The sequence below is a fragment of the Pseudomonas taiwanensis genome (genome assembly GCF_013393345.1).
GTDB lineage: Bacteria > Pseudomonadota > Gammaproteobacteria > Pseudomonadales > Pseudomonadaceae > Metapseudomonas > Metapseudomonas resinovorans_C.
In genome coordinates, this window is the sequence record NZ_QJRF01000040.1 from 351,266 (window position 1) to 370,130 (window position 18,865).

Here is an 18,865-nt window from a genome sequence, read left to right on the forward strand (position 1 = left end):
TAAGGAAGCCTGGCGCGGAGGTCACACCAGGCTTCCACAGGGTCTACAGCTTGGCCTTGGCGATGGCGCCGCTACGCGCCTTGGCCATGGCCGCAAGGCGGACCGCTACGTTGGCCGCGCCATAACCGGCGTAGCCGTTCTTGCGCTGCAGGATTTCGAAGAAGAAACGCCCCTCGAACGGCTCGGTATAGACGTGGAACAGCTCGCCGCCCTGGGCGTCGCGGTCGTAGAGCACGTTGTAGTAGGCCAGTTCGCTGAGGAACTCGTCGTCGAAATCGAAGCGCGCGGCCAGGTCATCGTAGTAGTTCAGCGGGATATCCAGCAGCGGCACGCCAGCGTCCTTGGCGCGACTCACCTCGGCAAAGATGTCCTCGCAGGAGAAGGCGATGTGGTGTGCGCCCGACCCCCCATAGCTGGACAACGCGTGAGAGATGGCGGTGTTGCGGTTCTCCGAGATGTTCAGCGGCAGGCGCACGCTGCTGCAACGGCTGCGGATGGCGCGGCTCTTCACCAGGCCGTAGGGATCCGGCAGCACCACTTCGTCATCAGCCTCGAAATCCAGCACGCTCTTGTAGAACAGCACCCAGCTGTCCAGGCCATCGGCCGGCAGGGCCAGGGCCATGTGGTCGATGCGATCGAGCTGGCCGGTCTGCTGGGCACCCGCGTCGAGGACGAAGTCGCTGTCGTAGATGGTCTGCCCGGCCTGGGCCTGTTCCACCAAGTAGATCAGGCTGCCATCCGGCGCCCGCACGGCGGGAATCTCGCGCTCGTTAGGCCCAACCAGGCCACGGAATGGCTGCCCCTTGAACTCGCGGGCACGCTCCAGCGCGCTGCTGCTGTCCTTCACCCGCAAGGCGGTGGCGCACAGCGACGGGCCGTGGGCCTCGAAGTAGCCGTGGGCGAAGGAATAGGGTTCCGCGTTGAGCACGATATTGATGTCGCCCTGGCGCAGCAGGCTCACGGCCTTGGAGCGATGCTTGCCGGCGCGGGCGAAGCCCAGGCGCTCCAGCCAGTTGGCGAGCTTGGCGCCCTGGGACTCGTCCACAGCGAACTCGAGGAACTCCACGCCGTCGTAGCGGCTGGCCGGAGGTGGCGCGAAGAGGATGTCCCGGTTGGCCGGGGGAGTGGCATCTTTTTCCAGCAGTTTGCGGGTCTTCTCTTCGAGGTAAAGCAGCGAGCGCAGGCCGTCGGCGGCATTGGCACGCGGCGGCGCGGCGCGGAAGCCGTCGTTGAAGATTTCCAGCGACAGCGGGCCGGTGTAGCCGCTGCGGATGATCGGCGCGAGGAAACCCGCCAGATCGAACTCGCCCTGGCCGGGGAAGCAGCGGAAGTGCCGGCTCCACTCCAGCACGTCCATGGCCAGCAGCGGTGCGTCGGCCATCTGCACGAAGAAGATCTTGTCGCCCGGAATCTCGGCGATGCCGCTCGGATCGCCCTTGATCGACAGGGTATGGAAGCTGTCCAGCAGCACGCCGAGGGCCGGATGGTCGGCCTGGCGCACCAGATTCCAGACCTGTTGCCAGCTGTTCACGTGACGGCCCCAGGCCAGGGCCTCATAGCCAATACGCAGGTTACGCGCGCCGGCTCGTTCGGCCAGCAGGCGCAGGTCGTCGACAAGGATTTCCTCGTCGGGCAGGGAGTCGGGCTGGACGTTGCTGCACACCAGCACCAGATCGGTACCCAGTTCCTGCATCAGGTCGAACTTGCGCTCGGCACGGTCAAGGTTCTTCTGCAGGCGGTCGCGGCGGCAGCCTTCGAAATCACGGAACGGCTGGAACAGCGTGATGGCGATGCCGAGATCGGCGCACATCTGACGGATTTCCCGCGGGCTGCCGGCGTAGTACAGGAGGTCGTTCTCGAAGATTTCGACGCCGTCGAATCCGGCGGCGGAGATGGCTTCGAGTTTTTCCGGCAGGGTACCGCTCAGGGAGACGGTGGCAATGGAACGCTGCATGCTTCAGCTCCTGGTGGGTGGGCGCCGGCTCTGCGGTCAGCGACAAGGGGTTTTGCCGAGGCGATCCTGTGGGAGCGAATTCATTCGCGAAGCAGACCGCAGGTCTGCCATGCCAACTGAGCCATGGGCGGCTATGCCGCCAATCGCGAATGAATTCGCTCCCACACAAAAGCAACCCGCACGGCTTGTTTTCGTAGCTGGATTGATTATTCGCGCGTAAAGTCAGCCCATCAATTCAATATGTACGAACCAGTTAGTTTTGTGTTCGATCAGCGAACAGAAGGCCGGTTATCGAATTGACGCTTTTTCGATCACTGCGCAACATGAACCCCATGTTGCAGGCAACCCACCGGGTGGCATCACTGCCCAGCCCAGTCATCCGGAAGGCCCTGCGATTGCAACCAGCACCACGCCATAACAATTTCAAGAAACGGGTAACAGCTCATGCTCACTACCAGCTACCTGATCGAAATCCCCTCTCCCAGCCGGCTTGCCACGGCTCCCAGATCGAGTGCGACGCCCAGGTCGCCACTCTGAACTGACTCCCTGACAGAACTCGGACGGCGATAACCGGCCCGCTCCCGACGAGCACCGATGCGCCAGCGTGCACGCGTTCCAGCATGGCTCCACGCCAACGGAACGTGAGTCCGGCTACCTAACAAAAACAACGGAGATATCGATGGCTACCACCTCCAGCTCCCAAGCCAAGAAAGCAACCGCCAGCGGATGGATAGGCTCCGCCCTGGAGTACTACGACTTCTTCATCTATGCCCAGGCGGCAGCCCTGATCTTCCCGCAGATCTTCTTCCCCAACACCGACCCGAAAATGGCCATCATCGCCTCGCTGGCCACCTACGGCGTCGGCTACCTGGCCCGCCCGGTGGGCGCCTTCGTGCTGGGCCACTGGGGTGACACCCGCGGCCGCAAGAATGTGCTGCTGCTGTGCATGTTCCTGATGGGTATCTCCACCATGGCCGTCGGCCTGCTGCCGACCTACCACGACATCGGCATGCTCGCGCCGGTGCTGCTGGTGCTGCTGCGCCTGGTCCAGGGCTTCGCTGTGGCCGGTGAGATTTCCGGGGCCAGTTCGATGATCCTCGAACACGCTCCATTCGGACGACGCGGCTACTACGCCAGCTTCACCCTGCAAGGCGTCCAGGCCGGCCAGGTGTTGGCAGCTGCCGTGTTCCTGCCCCTGGCCTACTTCATGCCGAGCGAAGCCTTCAACGAGTGGGGCTGGCGCATTCCGTTCCTGCTGAGCGCCTTCGTCCTGGTGGCCGGCTTCATCATTCGTCGCGAAGTCCATGAGACCCCAGCCTTCGTCAATGAAGAGAACCAGCAGAAAGTCGCCAAGTCGCCGGTAACCGAAGCCTTCCGCCACAGCTGGAAGTGCATGGTCCTGGTGATGTTCATGGCCCTGATGAACGTGATTCCGGTCGTGGCCACCATCTTCGGTGCCGCCTACGCGGTGCAGCCGGCCTACGGCATCGGCTTCGACAAGAGCGTCTACCTGTGGATTCCGGTGGTGGGCAACATCGTCGCCGTGCTGGTCATCCCCTTCGTCGGCAACCTCTCCGACAAGATCGGCCGCCGCCCGACCATGATCGCTGGCTGCCTGGGCTCCGGCCTCCTGGCCTTCGTCTACCTCTACGCCATCAGCATCCAGAACGTGCCGCTGGCCTTCGCCACCTCGATCCTGATGTGGGGCATGGTCTACCAGGGCTACAACGCGGTGTTCCCGAGCTTCTACCCGGAGCTGTTCCAGACCCGCTACCGCGTATCGGCCATGGCTATCGCACAGAACATCGGCACCATGCTGACCGCCATGCTGCCGGCGCTGTTCGCCACCGTCGCCCCGCCCGGCTCGGACAACATCCCGGTGGTGGTCGGCAGCCTCGCCTTCCTCATCACCTGCGTGTGTGCCCTGGCCGCCTACGTGGCACCGGAAACCCACCGCCTGGCCATGGAAGACCTCGGCAACCCGAACGCCAAGCCGATGGACAAGAACCAGTACGAGTCCAGCCGCCAGAACAGCATGCGCGCCGTCAGCCACTGATTGCGCAAGCTGCCAAAGAGATAAGGCCCCATACGGGGCCTTTTCTGTTTCGGAGGAAGGTAGATTCTGTAGGAGCGAGCTTGCTCGCGAAGGACTCCGGGAAAGCCTTTTCGCGAGCAAGCTCGCTCCTACAGACAGCTCTCAACCCCGGCGCTGCAGCCAGGCTCTTCTTCTGTAGGGACACGCTCCGCCTCACCGCTCCAACAAATGACTCATCGCCGTCTTCAGCTTCATCGGCCGCACCGGTTTGTGCATCAAGGTATGGCCCAGCTCGCGCATCTGCTGCTTGAGTTCATTGCTGTAGTTGGCGGTGATCATCAGGGCTGGGAGCGGCGTACTGCGGCGGGCGTTGATGGTGGCCACGGCGTCGACGCCATTGCAGTCATTATCCAGGTGGTAGTCGGCGATCAGCAGATCGGCTTCGGCATGAAAGTTTTCCACCTGGCGTGCCAGGTCTTCCTCTGACAGCGCGGTGGTCACCTGGCAGCCCCAGCCTTCCAGCAGTGTGCGCATACCTGCACAGATGGCCGCGTCGTTATCCAGCACCCAGACCCGTGCCCCTTGCAGGCGCTCCAGCACCGCCTGTGGCTCGTCGAGCTGCAGCTTCTGGCGCGGGATGCGACGCGCCAGCGGCACCTCCACGGCGAACAGCGACCCCTTGCCCAGCACTGATGACACGTGGATGCGGTGGCCGAGCATGCGAGCGATCTTCTCGACGATGGCCAGGCCCAGGCCAAGCCCGCGATCCTGCTTCTCGCGCACCACTTCACCGCGTTTGAATTCCTGGAAGACCTCGCCGAGCTTCTCCTGTGCGATACCGACCCCGGTGTCGTGCACCTCGATCCACAGGCCCTGCCGACGGCGCCGACACCCCAGCAGGATGCGCCCGCTCGGGGTGTAGCGGATGGCGTTGCTGAGCAGATTGCGGAGGATCCGTGCCAGCAGTTGCAGGTCGCTGCGCACCAGGGCCGAACTGCCCACGAAGTCCAGCCGCAAACCTTCGCTGGTCGCGACCTGTCGATACTCCACGGCCAGGTTGTCGAGCAGTTCGCTCACCGCGAAGGGCGCGATGTCCGGCTTGATCACCCCGGCATCCAGCTTGGAAATATCCACCAGCGTCCCCAGCAGGTTCTCTACGTCTTCCAGTGAGTTGCTGACGTTGCGTACCAGCGCCAGGTTGCAGGTCTGGCTGCGCTGTTCCAGCAGTGCGCTGGTGAACAACCGCGCGGCATTCAGGGGCTGCAGCAGGTCGTGGCTGACCGCTGCGAGGAATTTGGTCTTGGACAGGTTGGCCTTTTCGGCCTCGAACTTGGCCTCCCGCAAGCGCAGTTCGACCTGGGTGCGCTCGTCGATCTCGCGGCGCAGTTGGCTATTCAGGGCGGTCAGCTCGGTGGTGCGCTCACGAACCCGCTGCTCCAGGTTCTGGTAGGCCTGATGCAGGGCCTCGGCGGTTCGGCGACGCTCGGTGATGTCACGGATCAGCACGAAAATGCCGACCACTTCGCCATTGGCCAGGCGATTCGGCACGTAGGACCGCAGCATGCAGCGGTCCTGACCATTGTGATTGGTCTCGGTGACCTCGAAGGACAGGCTTTCGCCATTCAGCGCCCGCTCCACGTAAGGCTCCAGGCGTCGCCAGTGCTCGTCGCTGTGCACCTCGCGCAGGCTCTGGCCGAGCATTGCGCCGCGTGGCCAGCGGTACCACTCCTCGTAGACCTTGTTGGTGAATTCGTAGATGAGGTCGGAGCTGAGGTAAGCGATCAGTGCGGGCACATGGTCAGTGATCAGGCGAATCCAGCGTTCACTCTCGGCCAGCATCTCGGCATGGCGATAACGCTCGGTGATGTCGGTGAAGGTATTCACGAAGCCGCCGGTGGGTAGCGGATGGGTACGGACTTCCATGACCCGGCCGTTGTACAGGCGCTGCTCCATCTCACGGACAGGACGGTCATTGGCGTCGCGGGTGTCGGGGGTGAGCAATGGCAGCTCGCTGTCCGCCATGACGCCCGCGAAGGCACGATGCGCTTCCAACGGCGCCAGGCCGCAGAGTTCGAGGAAGCGGTGGTTCCAGAGTTCCAGGACGCCCTCGGCACTGACCATGGCCACCCCCTGGGAGAGGTTGTCCACTGCGCGCTGCAACAGCCGCGACTTCTGCGCCAGGGCCTGCTCGCGGCGAGCGGTTTCGCTCTGCTTGACCTCGGTGATATCGGTGTAGAGGATCACCAGCCCGCCTTCACGGGTCGGTCGCTCGCTGACCTGCACCCAGCGCCCGTTATGCAGGCGGTAGAGAACATTGTCATCGCTGCCACGGTGCTCTTCGACGATCAGTCCGGTGCTTTCGGCCAGTCGACGGATTTCCGAAAGCCGGGTACCGGCGCCGATGCGCGCGCGGGTGCGGGCCCAGAAGGACTTGAAGCGGCTGTTGAAGAGGACGATGCGCTGGTCGCGGTCGAACAGCACGAAGGCGTCGGAAATGCTTTCGATGGCGTCGATCAGGTGCTGGTGGGCGGTTTCCGCCCGCAGCCTGGCGTCACTCAGCAGCCGATTGCTGGCCTTGAGTTCGGCCATGGCCTGGTTCAGTGCATCGGTTCGCTCACGCACCTGCTCGGCCAACACCACCGAATGCTGGAAGGCGGCGTAGCTGTCGTCGTGACGCGAGGCGCTGGACTCCACCCGCTCGATCAGCGCGGCATTGATACACCGCAGCTTGCGGTTCTCATCCTCGAGCGCAGTCAGGCGTGCCTGCTGTTCAGCGGCATCCATTGCCACCCCGGCGGCCAATGGCGACTCCAGTGAAGGTCTGGTTGATGTGCATGCCATTGAACTGTTCCCCATAGGAGTTGAAGCCGATGACCCGCTGCCGACGCAGGATTTCCGAGGTGCGAGCCACGGCGTCTGCGTCGTTCTCGATCTCCAGCCGACGCAGGAAGCAGTCGCAGCCGATGGTCACCAAGGGCGCGCCAAGCCGCTCGCCAAGACGCTCGAACAGCGCTTCCAGGTTGGGCAGCAGTGGGCCAGTGCGCATGGCGGTCAGGACGATGCCGTTCTCCACCGCGCAGTAGAAGGTCAGGCTGAGGTCCGCATTGACCCGCTGGATGGAACGCACGTAGTACGAGTCTCCCAGGCGCACCGCCAGAGGATGCGCGGCGAACACGCTCAGTTCGAGGGCCTCGAGCGGTACACCGGTCATGCGCGCATAGACTTCGGCTGCAGGTTCCGCGTTGAGTTCGAAGACCCGGCGGCTGGCGTTGTCGGCACGGGTGACCACAAGTTTCTCGGTACCCGGCAGGATGTGGTGGGTGCTGAACACCTCGAAATCCAGCGCGGTGTTGATCAGCACCACCACCGCCGCGCCCGCATGGAAGCGCCCTTCGTAATAGACGTGGGTGTGTTTGAGGTGATGATCGTCGGCGGCCGAACCACCAAAGTGCGGGATGCTGCCGAAAGCGGCACCAAGCGCCGCCAGCACCACTTCCTCGCGGCTGGACAGACCGTCCAGGAGGGTCAGGGCGAAGCTGTGGCCCTTGATCGGCACCAGGGAATCGGCCCGACAGTCCTGCACCAGTCGCTCGACCAGTTGCTGGGCGTCGATCAGACCGAAACGATCCATCTCATCCACCAGGGCGCTGGCGATGGAGAAGCTGCGATGGTCGAATCCGACCGCGCTGACGCAGTTGCGGCCATATCCCTGCGGCGTGATTTCCCCGGCGCTGGTGCAGCCTACCAGGCGCACACCGCCGAAATACTGCTCCAGTGCATGCCCCAGGGCTTCGAGGTCGTATTCGGCCGAACAGAAGAACAGCACGAACCCCAGGTGCGGGTGGATGAGCTGGCGCGCCAGGTCCTGGGCCACGGCCTCCGCCTCGCTGGCCAGCGACATGGCGGTGACGACGCCCTCTGCCGGTTCTTCGAGCATCCTCGGTCTCACTCAGTAAGCCTGTTCGCGATGTGGAAATTCTACGGAGGGGATCCGGGGCGCCCCATCCTTCTTGGGTAGCGGCGGACTAGTTCGAAGGTAGGGGCTCAGGGGAAAAACCCTGTAGGAGCGAATTCATTCGCTGCATTGCCCGTAGGAGCTGGCTTGCCAGCGAATGGCCCTTTTTCGCTAGCAAGCTAGCTCCTACAAGGCTCCTGGGCGATGGACCACCTCTGGCAACAGCCATCGGAGACATAGCCAATTCATTCGCCAAGCAGACCGAAGGGCTGCGCCTGGGAAGCCGATTGGGGCCGTTTCGCAACCCGTGGCGAACAAATTCGCCCCTACAAGAGCACACCGGCCCAATGTGTTTCTGAAATAAAAAAGGCGGGAGGACAACAGTCTCTCCCGCCAAAACCGGAGCAATCTCGTTCAGGGCTTACCAGGTCAGCACGGCACCCAGCGCGACGGTGTCGGTGTCTTCGTTCTGGGCATCACCCTCGTGGCCATCGATCTCGAACTGGTTGTACTCGGCCACCAGCTTGAGGTTGTCATTGATGTCGTGGAACAGCGCGATGCCGCGGGTTTCGTAGTCGGCACCGGTGTTCACCACGCCGTTGCCGTCGTCCTTGGTCTTGCCGTAGGACAGCGCCAGGCGGTTCTTGCCGAAGCGGTAGGAGCCCTGTAGCAGGTAGCCGTCGCTGTCCACTTCGCGCAGGGTCGGCTCCCCAGCGTTGTTGGTGAAGAAGGGGTTGATGCCCTTCGCCTGGAAGCCGGAGCCCACCAGGGTGAAGGCGCCCATCTTGGCCTGCACGCCGTAGCCCAGGCCCTTGGAGGTGACGCTGTCGACGTTGGGATCGGTGTTTTCCGAAGTCTGGTAGGCGCCGTTGACCCAGGAGTAGATCTGCGCGCCGCCCAGGTCGAATTCGTAGGTGACCTCGCTCTCGAAGCGCGGGTTTTCCTGGTAGGCCTTGCCGGTGGGGCTGTCGTCGTTGGTGTCCACCGGGTCCATGATGCCCACGGCGGCGCGCAGGCCGTCGGTTTTCGGGCTGCGGTAGGTGATCTGCGAAGTCGGGAACGGATAGGGATAGCCACTGCCGATATTGCCGAAGGACACGCCGCCGCCATCCACCAGGCCGAGGGTATCGCTGACCTGGCCGTAACCGGCGAGCAGTTCATCGAGCAGGATGTTGGAGCGCGCGAACAGGCCGAAGTCCTTGCCTACCAGCACCTCGCCCCAGTCACTGCCGGCGGTGCCGTAGAACTGACGGACGTCGATGGCGGTGGCGGTGCCGTTGGTTTCACTGTCGTTGATGGTGACCCAGAAGGAAGAACGGGCGCCGAGCTTGAGGTCGTCCACCTGCTTGCCCATGTTGAAACCGATCCAGTTGGGCAGGAACCCCATCTTCACCCGCGACTGACGACGGTCGAACTGTTCGCCGTCTCGGTCCACGTCGCTGTTGACGTAGAAGGCGTTGACGTAGCCGTCGGTGGAGAAGGTGGTCTGGTCCTTGTCGTAGAGGACGATTTCCGCGGCGGCCTGCTGGGTGGCGAGGGCTACCGCTGCCGCGAGGGCGAGGCGGGACAAACGGGCTTGGGCGATCTTCTTGTTGTGCATGACGCTCTCCGCTGTGGGTTGACGACCGGGCAGGTCAGTCGAGTCGGAGGCGATTATCGAAATGCCCTTGGGCCCGCCATACGCTGCAATGGCAGCGGTTCGCCACTGCTTTGGCCGGGGCGAGCGAGCCACACCGGCAAGGCTTAAGACCGGGCACCCCCAAGGTCGTAGACCCGCAGGCCCAGGCACAGCACAAAAGGACGAAGCCCATTCGGGTTCGTCCTTCAGAAGTGCGAAAGGAGTGGATCAGCTGAGTCAGTGCCAGCTCGATGCGGGCGCTTCGGCGTTGGCGAGGGCCTGGCAGCGCAGACCGGCGATCAGGTGCCCCTGCTGTTGCAGCAGATGCGCAGGTTGCAGTCCCGCCAGGGCGCGGCGTACCTGTAGCGAATGGTCGGCCGGCAGGCCAGCCTGGTGATCGAGCCAGCACTGATGGGCATGGGTGGCGAAGCACGTGCCTTGCCGGTCCAACTGTTGGTCGAGAGCCTGGACCAGGTCGTGCAGTTGGGCCTGATCCAGGCTTGCCAGGCATTCGTGCTGTCGCAGAAGGAATTCCTGAATGTGCTGATAAAGACCGACAGCGCCTTCACGCGGCGACTGTACGGCGAACAGCACGCCTCGATGCCCATCGAACTGCCTGAAGCCACAGGCCAGGGCATAACCCAGCTGCAGCTCACCCCGCAGACGCTGGTGAAAGGCGGGCTCCAGTATGCGCGCCAGGAGGCGACCGGCGGCTTCGGCTTCCGCGCTGAAGGAGTCAAGGGGATAGAACAGCAGTAACGCCGCTTCACCTTCCACATTCAGTCGATGCCAGGTGCGCCTACCCTCCCCGGCCACCCGGCTGGATATATCTGGCGAACCGGGTAAATCGATATCCACCGCCACATCACCCAGTCCCAACCCCTGCCAACGCGATCCCCACCAGAAGCGCGCCAGTGATTCAGGATCGAGCACGGCAGGTGCTTGCGTCGGTGCATCGTCGAGCACGTCCGGCAGCCGTTGCAGCAACTGGCGGATGGGCAGTTCGCCGGCCTGGCGACGCACGTCGCTTTGCTGCAAACGCGGCCCCTGGGCCAGCGCCCAGAGCGGAGGCGCCTGCAAAACGGGCAGCACGTCGCCAGTAACCTGGCGCAGGGCTCGCACCTCGCCTTGCAGAGCCAGCGTCAAACCTCCGCGCGCCGCCTGCAGCCCTCCCTCGACGCCCGCCTGAGCGGCGCCACTCAAGAGCGGCCGCAGTGCTCGCCGCAAGCCATGCGCAAGCCCATCAGGCAATCCGCCCACACCGGGGCTCCAATGTAGGAAGAGCGCGCCTTGCCCGGGGGCGTCCGGCCGCTCCGGCAACAGGGTCATAAGCGGTTCCGTCGCTGATGCGGTTACTGTCGGACTCAGGTAGGGATTGGCGGGCGGAAGCCGCCAGTGACTTACGGACGGCGCACCAGAGCAAAGGTCCAGGCGCTCCAGATGCAAGGGAAAACCCGCAGACTCCACAGTGGGCGCGCCGACTGACGTGCTGGTGTCGAGGAGTATCAGGCGTTCTGCTCGCATCTCTTCCAGCAGCGAACGCACATCTGCCTGCTCGGGAAGCCCTGGCGCCATCGCGACGTCCAAAGGCTCCAGGCGATCCCTGCTGCGCCGTAGAATCTCCAGCCGCTCCTCCCAGACGCCTGGCCACGGCGCTGCAGCGCGCAGGAAGGCCAGCCAGCCCAGCACCTCCGCTTCCAGGCGAGCGCAATCCACACCTGGCACGCCATCGAAGTCCATCAGCAACAGGCCCTGCCCGCAGTAGGCGTAAGAAAGGCGCACGTGCACACCGTCGCTCAGTTCGAGAAAGCCGAGCCTTGCCTGGAGGCCACCGGGCGCCTCGTCCTGGATCAGGCTGTCGAGAAAGGCAACGGCGGATTCCAGACCAGCACCCTGTTGTTCCAGCACGAAGGCCAGCAGTAGTTTTTCGCCGCCGCCGGGTAGCCCGAGGCGAAGCCGGCTCTCACGCAGGGGCAGCAAGGGTGGCGCGTCATTGGCAGGCCGATGATTTACTGCCAGCAACGGCTCAGCATGGCGCCGAACGAGTTCGAGTTGCTGATCCAGCGACTGCGGTGCCACCAAGGTCAGGCGCATGCGGCCAGGCTGATAGTGTTCCCGGTGGAATTGCCGGAGGGTCGGCATGAATGCAGGCGCGTGCAGGTCCAGGCTGGCAGCATTGCCCGCATGGAAATCCGCCAGCGGATGGCCGGGTGCCAGGGCCCACGCCAGCGCGGCTTCGCAGAGGGTCTGCCGGTCCTGCGTACGGGCGCTGTACTCGGCTTGCAGCACGTCACGCTCGCGCCATATGGCCGCCGTCTCCAGCAAAGGATTGACGAGCATGTCCATGAGTCGCGCCAGCGCCTGGTCGAGGTGCGTTGCCGGCACTTCGCAAAAGAAGCGTGTACGACGTGCCTGGGTACTGGCATTGACCCGTCCGCCCAGGCGCTGGACGAAGGGAATCAGGCTCTGCTCCGGCGGGAAATCGCGGCTGCCGAGAAACACGAGATGTTCGAGGAAATGTGCGAGCCCGGGGTACTCGGCCGGCTCGTCATGGCTGCCACCTTCTATATCCACCAGGACCGCACCCATCGCCGTACCGGGCCGCTGCATCAGGCGTACCTGGAGGCCGTTCGCCAAGTGCATGTCCTGCGATCGCTGCTGCGCGGTGGATTCGAAATGAAGAGGCATGGCAGGCCGTACCAGATAGGGATCAATCCTAGATTCGAACCCTACCAAGAGGGCGGCAATGCTGCTTTGGAACTAGATCAATGCTGTCTGCGTCCTATCCCTGCAGCGAGATAGCCAATCTCCTACATGCTGTTGAGAGATTTCCCATCACCAGTTACCGCCGTGACTCCATCGCCGTGACAGCCATCTCAAATTGATAATGGCGCATCGCCATATGGACTGGTGGCCCAAGCGGAGCATTCATGGACCAGATTCCCGAACAACAATTACCGCAAAGTGAAATTGCCTTGCTCGCCAACATCTTGGCCCTCACCACGCGCAACATGACGGCAATCACCACCCTGCTGGCAAAAGTCACCGCCAACATGGCCGGCTCGACCGACAACAACCTGCAAGCGGCGTCGGTCGGTCTGCTGGACCAGGTAACCGGCCTTGGCCACGACCTCGAGCTGCAATGGGACCTGATCCAGTCACTGGACCGTTTCTGCCCCCTGCTCGCCCGCACGCCGCCGGCGCGCACCTCCCTCGTTACCGAGATCAACATCAGCCAATTACCGCAAAGCCATTAAAATGGCTTGATTTTTGCTTGGCGATCCTTTAGGGTCGCCACCGTTAGTACCAAGTTGTAAGTCAATCCGGCCTTCCGATCCCTCGCCTCTCACCCCTGAGAAGCCCAACCCAAAGGGACCCGGCCACCCCCGCCGACTCACCGACCGCACTCTCGCCGAAGGCGATGCAGTAAAGCTGTCATGAGCACGCGGTAGATTGACCAGGACTGCCAGCCGAGCCAGACCCTTGCCCGGCGCAGCACCTGGCATCCCAAGTACCAGCTGCCAGAGCTTGATCCCGATCGGGGAACTTCATGCCGGCACCCTAGCTCCGATAAGGATCATCCGACCTGAGTGTGTTACTCGGCGGATTCGGAGCCATTGTCTGGCGGCCCGTGGCCGCAAAACGAAGGAAGCAACACGATGACCATCCATCATCAAGCCCAAGCTGCAATCAGCACCCTGACCCGCGCATTTGCGCCGTTCACCTGCCATATCACCGCCGCTCGCAACGGCAACTTCAGCTTCACCATCGTCAACGAGTTTGGTGTCGCCCGTCACAGCGAGCGTTTGTACCCGGAACACTATGGCGACGCCGATCATCTGAAGCACGTGATCGACCGGGCACACAAAGCCCTGACCTGCTGATGCGACAGCCGCAAACGAGAAGCCCCGCCAACGCGGGGCTTTTTCATGGACAACGAAAAACGCTGGCGTAGGCATTCGACCCGGCTCGAATGACTGCACCGCGACGGCCTGTTACCTAAGGACGACAGACCGGGCATAATTCGCCCCTTCAAATCGCCAGCCCAGCGTTTCCATGCGAATTCACGTCACCTTCATCGACCGAGTCGGCATCACCCAGGAGGTCCTGGCCCTGCTCGGCGGCCGCAATCTCAATCTGGATGCAGTCGAGATGGTGCCGCCCAACGTCTACATCGATGCCCCGACCCTCAGCCCGGACGTGCTCGACGAGCTGCGTGAGGCCCTGCATGCGGTGCACGGTGTGCAGGAAGTCACGGTCGTGGACATCCTTCCGGGGCAGCGCCGGCGCCTGCAGCTCGATGCCTTGCTGGCAGCCATGACCGATCCAGTGCTGGCTGTGGACGGCGCGGGCCGCGTCCTGTTGGCCAATCCGGCGCTGATCGCCCTTTACGGTGACGAACCCGAGGCGCAGCCGCTGGCGCAACTGTTTGGCGACGACAGCCTGCACAGCGCCCTGCTGGAGCACAGTTTCCGGCTCCCTCTGCGGGAAATCACCCTCAAGGGCCAGGCGCTGCTGCTGGATGCAGTCCCCATTACCGAAGGCGACCACCTGGCTGGCGCGCTGCTGACCCTGTACCAACCCAACCGCATCGGCGAGCGCCTCTCGGCCCTGCACCACGACCATGCCGCGGGAGGCTTCGATTCGCTGCTGGGCGACTCGGCGCCCATGGCCACCCTCAAGACTCGCGCCCAGCGAGTGGCGTCACTTGACGCTCCCCTGCTGATCCATGGCGAAACCGGTACCGGCAAGGAACTGGTCGCACGCGCCTGTCATGCCGCCAGCACCCGTCGCAACCAGCCCTTCCTGGCGCTGAACTGCGCGGCACTGCCGGAAAACCTGGCTGAAAGCGAGCTGTTCGGCTATGCGCCCGGCGCCTTCACCGGCGCCCAGCGCGGCGGCAAGCCCGGCCTGCTGGAACTGGCTCACCAGGGCACGGTGTTCCTCGACGAAATCGGCGAGATGTCGCCCTACCTGCAGGCCAAGCTGCTGCGCTTCCTCAGCGACGGCAGCTTCCGCCGGGTGGGTGGCGACCGCGAGATCAAGGTGGACGTGCGCATTCTCAGCGCCACTCACCGCAACCTGGAAAAGATGGTCGGCGAAGGCACCTTCCGCGAGGACCTCTTCTACCGCCTCAACGTGCTCAACCTGGAAGTGCCGCCACTTCGTGAGCGCGGGCAGGACATCCTGTTGCTGGCCCGCTTCTTCATGCAGCAGGCCTGCACTCAGATCCAGCGTCCAGCGTGCCGCCTGGCACCCGGTACCTTCCAGGCGCTGCTCAGCAATCGCTGGCCGGGCAACGTACGTCAGCTGCAGAACGTGATCTTCCGCGCGGCAGCCATCTGCGAAAGCAGCCTGGTGGAAATCGGCGATCTCGATATTGCCGGCACCGCCGTGGCACGCGCGAGCGATGGTGAGGTGAACAGCCTGGAAGAAGCCGTGGAGAACTTCGAGCGCGCCCTGCTGGAGAAGCTCTTCGTCACCTACCCATCGACGCGCCAACTGGCGGCGCGCCTGCAGACCTCCCATACCGCCATTGCCCACCGGCTGCGCAAGTATGGGATACCTGGCAAAACCTGATTTTGCTTCTAGAAAACAAACCTATCCTATTGATATACAACAATTAATCTCAGGATAACCTGTAGGAGCGAATTCATTCGCGAAGCAGCGCGAAGGGCTACCCGTCACCCTCCAAGCCCCACCAGCCGGGCATTCGCGAATAAATTCGCTCCCACAGGACACTAATACCTCAGAAATCTTCTCATGATATTTATTCAACGTATTGATTTATAAGCTTTTAGATATTCATAGGTCGCGCGCGTAGCGAAATCACTACAGCGTAACGATTCCGCAACAAGACACCCATAACCCCCATCAGCACTGGCTCTACAGCACATTCCCGGAAAACCCCGCACCACACTGTAGCGATTTCGCTACAGGCAGCCGCACCTAAATTCTTTCGATTTCCGCTCAAGCCCTTGATTTACAAGGCATACAGCCTTCTGGCACTGCCCTTGCTAAAGGCCGGGCAACAGCGCGCGGCCATGACCGCGTGCGGGGCTAAGCGCCTGGCAGAAGAAACAGGCGCGTCATACGAGTTGAGGACCAAGAATGAGCGATTTGCGTTTCACCGCCGGCCACGAATGGCTGCGCCTTGAAGCAGACGGCAGTGTCACTGTCGGTATTACCGAGTACGCGCAGGACGCGCTGGGCGATGTAGTTTTCGTACAACTCCCCGAACTGCAGACCTACGCCCAGGGCGAAGAAGTCGCCGTACTGGAATCGGTGAAGGCCGCCAGCAACATCGTCATGCCCCTGGACGGCGAAGTGATCGAAGTGAACCAGCAACTGGCCGACAGCCCCGAACTGGTCAATGAAGAGCCGCTCGGCAAAGGCTGGTTCTTCCGCATGCAACTGGCCGACGCCAGCATCCTTGACGGCCTCCTCGACCAGGCCGGCTACGAAAACCTGCTGAAAGCCAACGGCTGAGGAATGACCATGAGCATCGAAACCCCAGCCCTCGGCACCATCAACGAATTCATTGCCCGCCACATCGGCCCGCGCGACGCCGACACCAAGGCCATGCTGGCCCTGCTCGGCTACGCGGACATCGAAGCCCTGACTGCGGGCGTGATTCCCGACAGCATCAAGGGCACCAGCGTGCTCGACCTGCCGGCCGGCCAGGGCGAGGCCGAAGCCCTCGCCGCGATCAAGGCCATTGCCGCGAAGAACCAGCTGTTCAAGAGCTACATCGGCCAGGGTTACTACCCCTGCCACACCCCCAGCCCGATCCTGCGCAACCTGCTGGAAAACCCGGCCTGGTACACCGCCTACACCCCCTACCAGCCGGAAATCTCCCAGGGCCGCCTGGAAGCCCTGCTGAACTTCCAGACCCTGGTCAGCGACCTCTCCGGCCTGCCGGTGGCCAACGCATCCCTGCTCGACGAAGGCACCGCCGCCGCCGAAGCCATGACCTTCTGCAAGCGCCTGGCGAAGAACAAGGCCAGCAACGCCTTCTTCGCCTCCCAGCACTGCCACCCGCAGACCCTCGACGTGCTGCGCACCCGCGCCGAGCCGCTGGGCATCGAGGTGGTGATCGGCGACGAGCGTGAGCTCGGCGACGCCAGCGCCTACTTCGGCGCCCTGCTGCAGTACCCCGCCGCCAACGGCGACCTCTTCGACTACCGCGAACTGGTGGCACGCTTCCACGCCGCCGGCGCCCTGGTCGCCGTCGCTGCCGAACTGCTGGCGCTGACCCTGCTGACCCCGCCCGGCGAGTTCGGCGCCGACGTCGCCCTCGGCAGCGCCCAGCGCTTCGGTGTGCCGCTGGGCTTCGGCGGCCCGCACGCGGCCTACTTCGCCACCCGCGACAACTTCAAGCGCGACATGCCCGGCCGCCTGGTCGGCGTCTCCATCGACCGCCACGGCCAGCCGGCCCTGCGCCTGGCCATGCAGACCCGCGAGCAGCACATCCGCCGCGAGAAGGCCACCAGCAACATCTGCACCGCGCAGGTGCTGCTGGCCAACATCGCCAGCATGTACGCCGTCTACCACGGCCCACAGGGCCTGACCCGCATCGCCCAGCGCGTGCACCAGCTGACCGCGATCCTCGCCCAGGGCCTGGCCAAGCTGGGCGTGACCGTCGAGCAGGCATTCTTCTTCGACACCCTGACCCTGGCCACCGGCGCCCAGACCGCCGAGCGCCACGCCGCAGCCCGCGCCCAGCGCCTCAACCTGCGTGAAGTGGACGCCGTGCGCCTCGGCCTGTCCCTGGACGAAACCACCACCCAGGCCGACGTCGAGCAGCTCTGGGCGCTGTTCGCCGATGGCCAGGCGCTGCCGGCCTTCGCCGCGCTGGCCGCCACCGTCGCCAGCCGCCTGCCGGCCGCCCTGCTGCGCCAGGGCGCGATCCTCGCCCACCCGGTGTTCAACCGCTACCACTCGGAAACCGAGCTGATGCGCTACCTGCGCAAGCTCGCCGACAAGGACCTGGCGCTGGACCGCAGCATGATCCCGCTGGGCTCCTGCACCATGAAGCTGAACGCCGCCAGCGAGATGATCCCGGTGACCTGGGCCGAGTTCGGCGCCCTGCACCCCTTCGCTCCCGCCGAGCAGTCCCAGGGCTACCTGGAACTCACTACCGAGCTGGAAGCCATGCTGTGTAAGGCCACTGGCTATGACGCCGTGTCCCTGCAGCCGAACGCCGGCTCCCAGGGCGAGTACGCCGGTCTGCTGGCGATCCGCGCCTACCACCTCAGCCGCGGCGACGACCAGCGCGACATCTGCCTGATCCCGCAATCGGCCCACGGCACCAACCCGGCCACCGCCAGCATGGTCGGCATGCGCGTGGTGGTCACCGCCTGCGACGCCCGCGGCAACGTCGACATCGCCGACCTCAAGGCCAAGGCCGAGGAGCACAAGGAGCGTCTCGCCGCGCTGATGATCACCTACCCGTCCACCCACGGCGTGTTCGAGGAAGGCATCCGCGAGATCTGCGACGTCATCCACGCCAACGGCGGCCAGGTGTACATCGACGGCGCCAACATGAACGCCATGGTCGGCCTCTGCGCCCCGGGCCAGTTCGGCGGCGACGTCTCCCACCTGAACCTGCACAAGACCTTCTGCATCCCCCACGGCGGCGGCGGCCCGGGCGTCGGCCCGATCGGCGTGAAGGCCCACCTGGCGCCCTTCCTGCCCGGCCACGCGCAGATGGCCCGCAAAGAGGGCGCGGTCAGCGCGGCGCCCTTCGGCAGCGCCAGCATCCTGCCGATCACCTGGATGTACATCCGCATGATGGGCGGCGACGGCCTGCGCCGCGCCACCCAGCTGGCGATCCTCAACGCCAACTACATCGCCCGCCGCCTGGAAGAGCACTACCCGGTGCTCTACACCGGCAGCAACGGCCTGGTCGCCCACGAGTGCATCCTCGACCTGCGCCCGCTCAAGGAGACCAGCGGCATCAGCGTCGACGACGTCGCCAAGCGCCTGATCGACTACGGCTTCCACGCCCCGACCATGAGCTTCCCGGTGCCCGGCACGCTGATGATCGAGCCCACCGAGAGCGAGTCGAAGGAAGAGCTGGACCGCTTCTGCGACGCCATGATCCGCATCCGCGAAGAAATCCGCGCGGTCGAGGCCGGTGAGCTGGACAAGGACGACAACCCGCTGAAGAACGCGCCGCATACCGCCCACGAGCTGGTCGGCGAGTGGACCCACCGCTACAGCCGCGAACTGGCCGTGTACCCCAGCGCCAGCCTGGTGGACGGCAAGTACTGGCCGCCGGTGGGCCGCGTGGACAACGTC

General features: G+C 64.0%; 11 protein-coding genes. 6 read left to right on the top strand and 5 right to left on the bottom strand.

Translation table 11 applies throughout. From position 1 onward, the window contains the following. Nucleotides 1-43: 43 nt before the first annotated feature. The gene (quiC, locus tag DM872_RS07600; protein WP_179058889.1) at nucleotides 44-1,954 is read right to left on the bottom strand and encodes a 3-dehydroshikimate dehydratase QuiC; all 1,911 of its coding nucleotides are present in this window, start codon (nucleotides 1,952-1,954) and stop codon (nucleotides 44-46) included. A 679-nt stretch (nucleotides 1,955-2,633) separates the two neighbouring features. Here quiC and DM872_RS07605 point away from each other — a divergent pair. Further along, nucleotides 2,634-4,010 carry an MFS transporter gene (locus DM872_RS07605; protein ID WP_179058890.1) on the top strand — a complete coding sequence of 459 codons (1,377 nt, stop codon included), beginning with the start codon at nucleotides 2,634-2,636 and terminating at the stop codon, nucleotides 4,008-4,010. A gap of 192 nt (nucleotides 4,011-4,202) precedes the next feature. Here DM872_RS07605 and nahK read toward each other — a convergent pair whose 3' ends face one another. The 4 genes from nahK to pqqF form a co-directional block, all read right to left on the bottom strand. Next, entirely contained in the window at nucleotides 4,203-6,830 is a 2,628-nt protein-coding gene (gene nahK, locus DM872_RS07610; protein WP_179058891.1) for a hybrid sensor histidine kinase/response regulator NahK/ErcS', read from the bottom strand. Beyond that, nucleotides 6,760-7,926 (bottom strand): nitric oxide-sensing protein NosP, encoded by a 1,167-nt coding sequence (gene nosP, locus DM872_RS07615; RefSeq protein WP_179058892.1) that lies wholly within the window; start codon nucleotides 7,924-7,926, stop codon nucleotides 6,760-6,762. The genes nahK and nosP overlap by 71 nt, the downstream gene beginning before the upstream one ends. Before the next feature lie 439 nt (nucleotides 7,927-8,365). Further along, a complete protein-coding gene (locus tag DM872_RS07620; protein ID WP_179058893.1) occupies nucleotides 8,366-9,544 on the bottom strand; it encodes a porin in 1,179 nt (392 codons plus the stop codon). 255 nt (nucleotides 9,545-9,799) lie between these two features. Further along, a complete protein-coding gene (gene pqqF / locus DM872_RS07625) occupies nucleotides 9,800-12,199 on the bottom strand; it encodes a pyrroloquinoline quinone biosynthesis protein PqqF (RefSeq protein WP_179058894.1) in 2,400 nt (799 codons plus the stop codon). Nucleotides 12,200-12,492: 293 nt separating this feature from the next. On the opposite strand from pqqF, the gene DM872_RS07630 reads away from it, so the two are divergent. The 5 genes from DM872_RS07630 to gcvP form a co-directional block, all read left to right on the top strand. Continuing rightward, on the top strand, nucleotides 12,493-12,819 hold the full coding sequence (locus DM872_RS07630; protein ID WP_179058895.1) for a hypothetical protein: 327 nt from the start codon (nucleotides 12,493-12,495) through the stop codon (nucleotides 12,817-12,819). A 402-nt stretch (nucleotides 12,820-13,221) separates the two neighbouring features. After that, nucleotides 13,222-13,446, top strand: coding sequence for a hypothetical protein (locus DM872_RS07635; RefSeq protein ID WP_179058896.1), 225 nt, complete (start codon nucleotides 13,222-13,224; stop codon nucleotides 13,444-13,446). A 172-nt stretch (nucleotides 13,447-13,618) separates the two neighbouring features. Beyond that, a complete protein-coding gene (locus DM872_RS07640; protein WP_179058897.1) occupies nucleotides 13,619-15,142 on the top strand; it encodes a sigma-54-dependent transcriptional regulator in 1,524 nt (507 codons plus the stop codon). Nucleotides 15,143-15,673: 531 nt separating this feature from the next. Further along, nucleotides 15,674-16,051, top strand: coding sequence for a glycine cleavage system protein GcvH (gene gcvH, locus DM872_RS07645; protein ID WP_179058898.1), 378 nt, complete (start codon nucleotides 15,674-15,676; stop codon nucleotides 16,049-16,051). A gap of 3 nt (nucleotides 16,052-16,054) precedes the next feature. After that, on the top strand, nucleotides 16,055-18,865 hold a 2,811-nt coding region (gene gcvP / locus DM872_RS07650; RefSeq protein ID WP_179058899.1), incomplete at its 3' end, for an aminomethyl-transferring glycine dehydrogenase.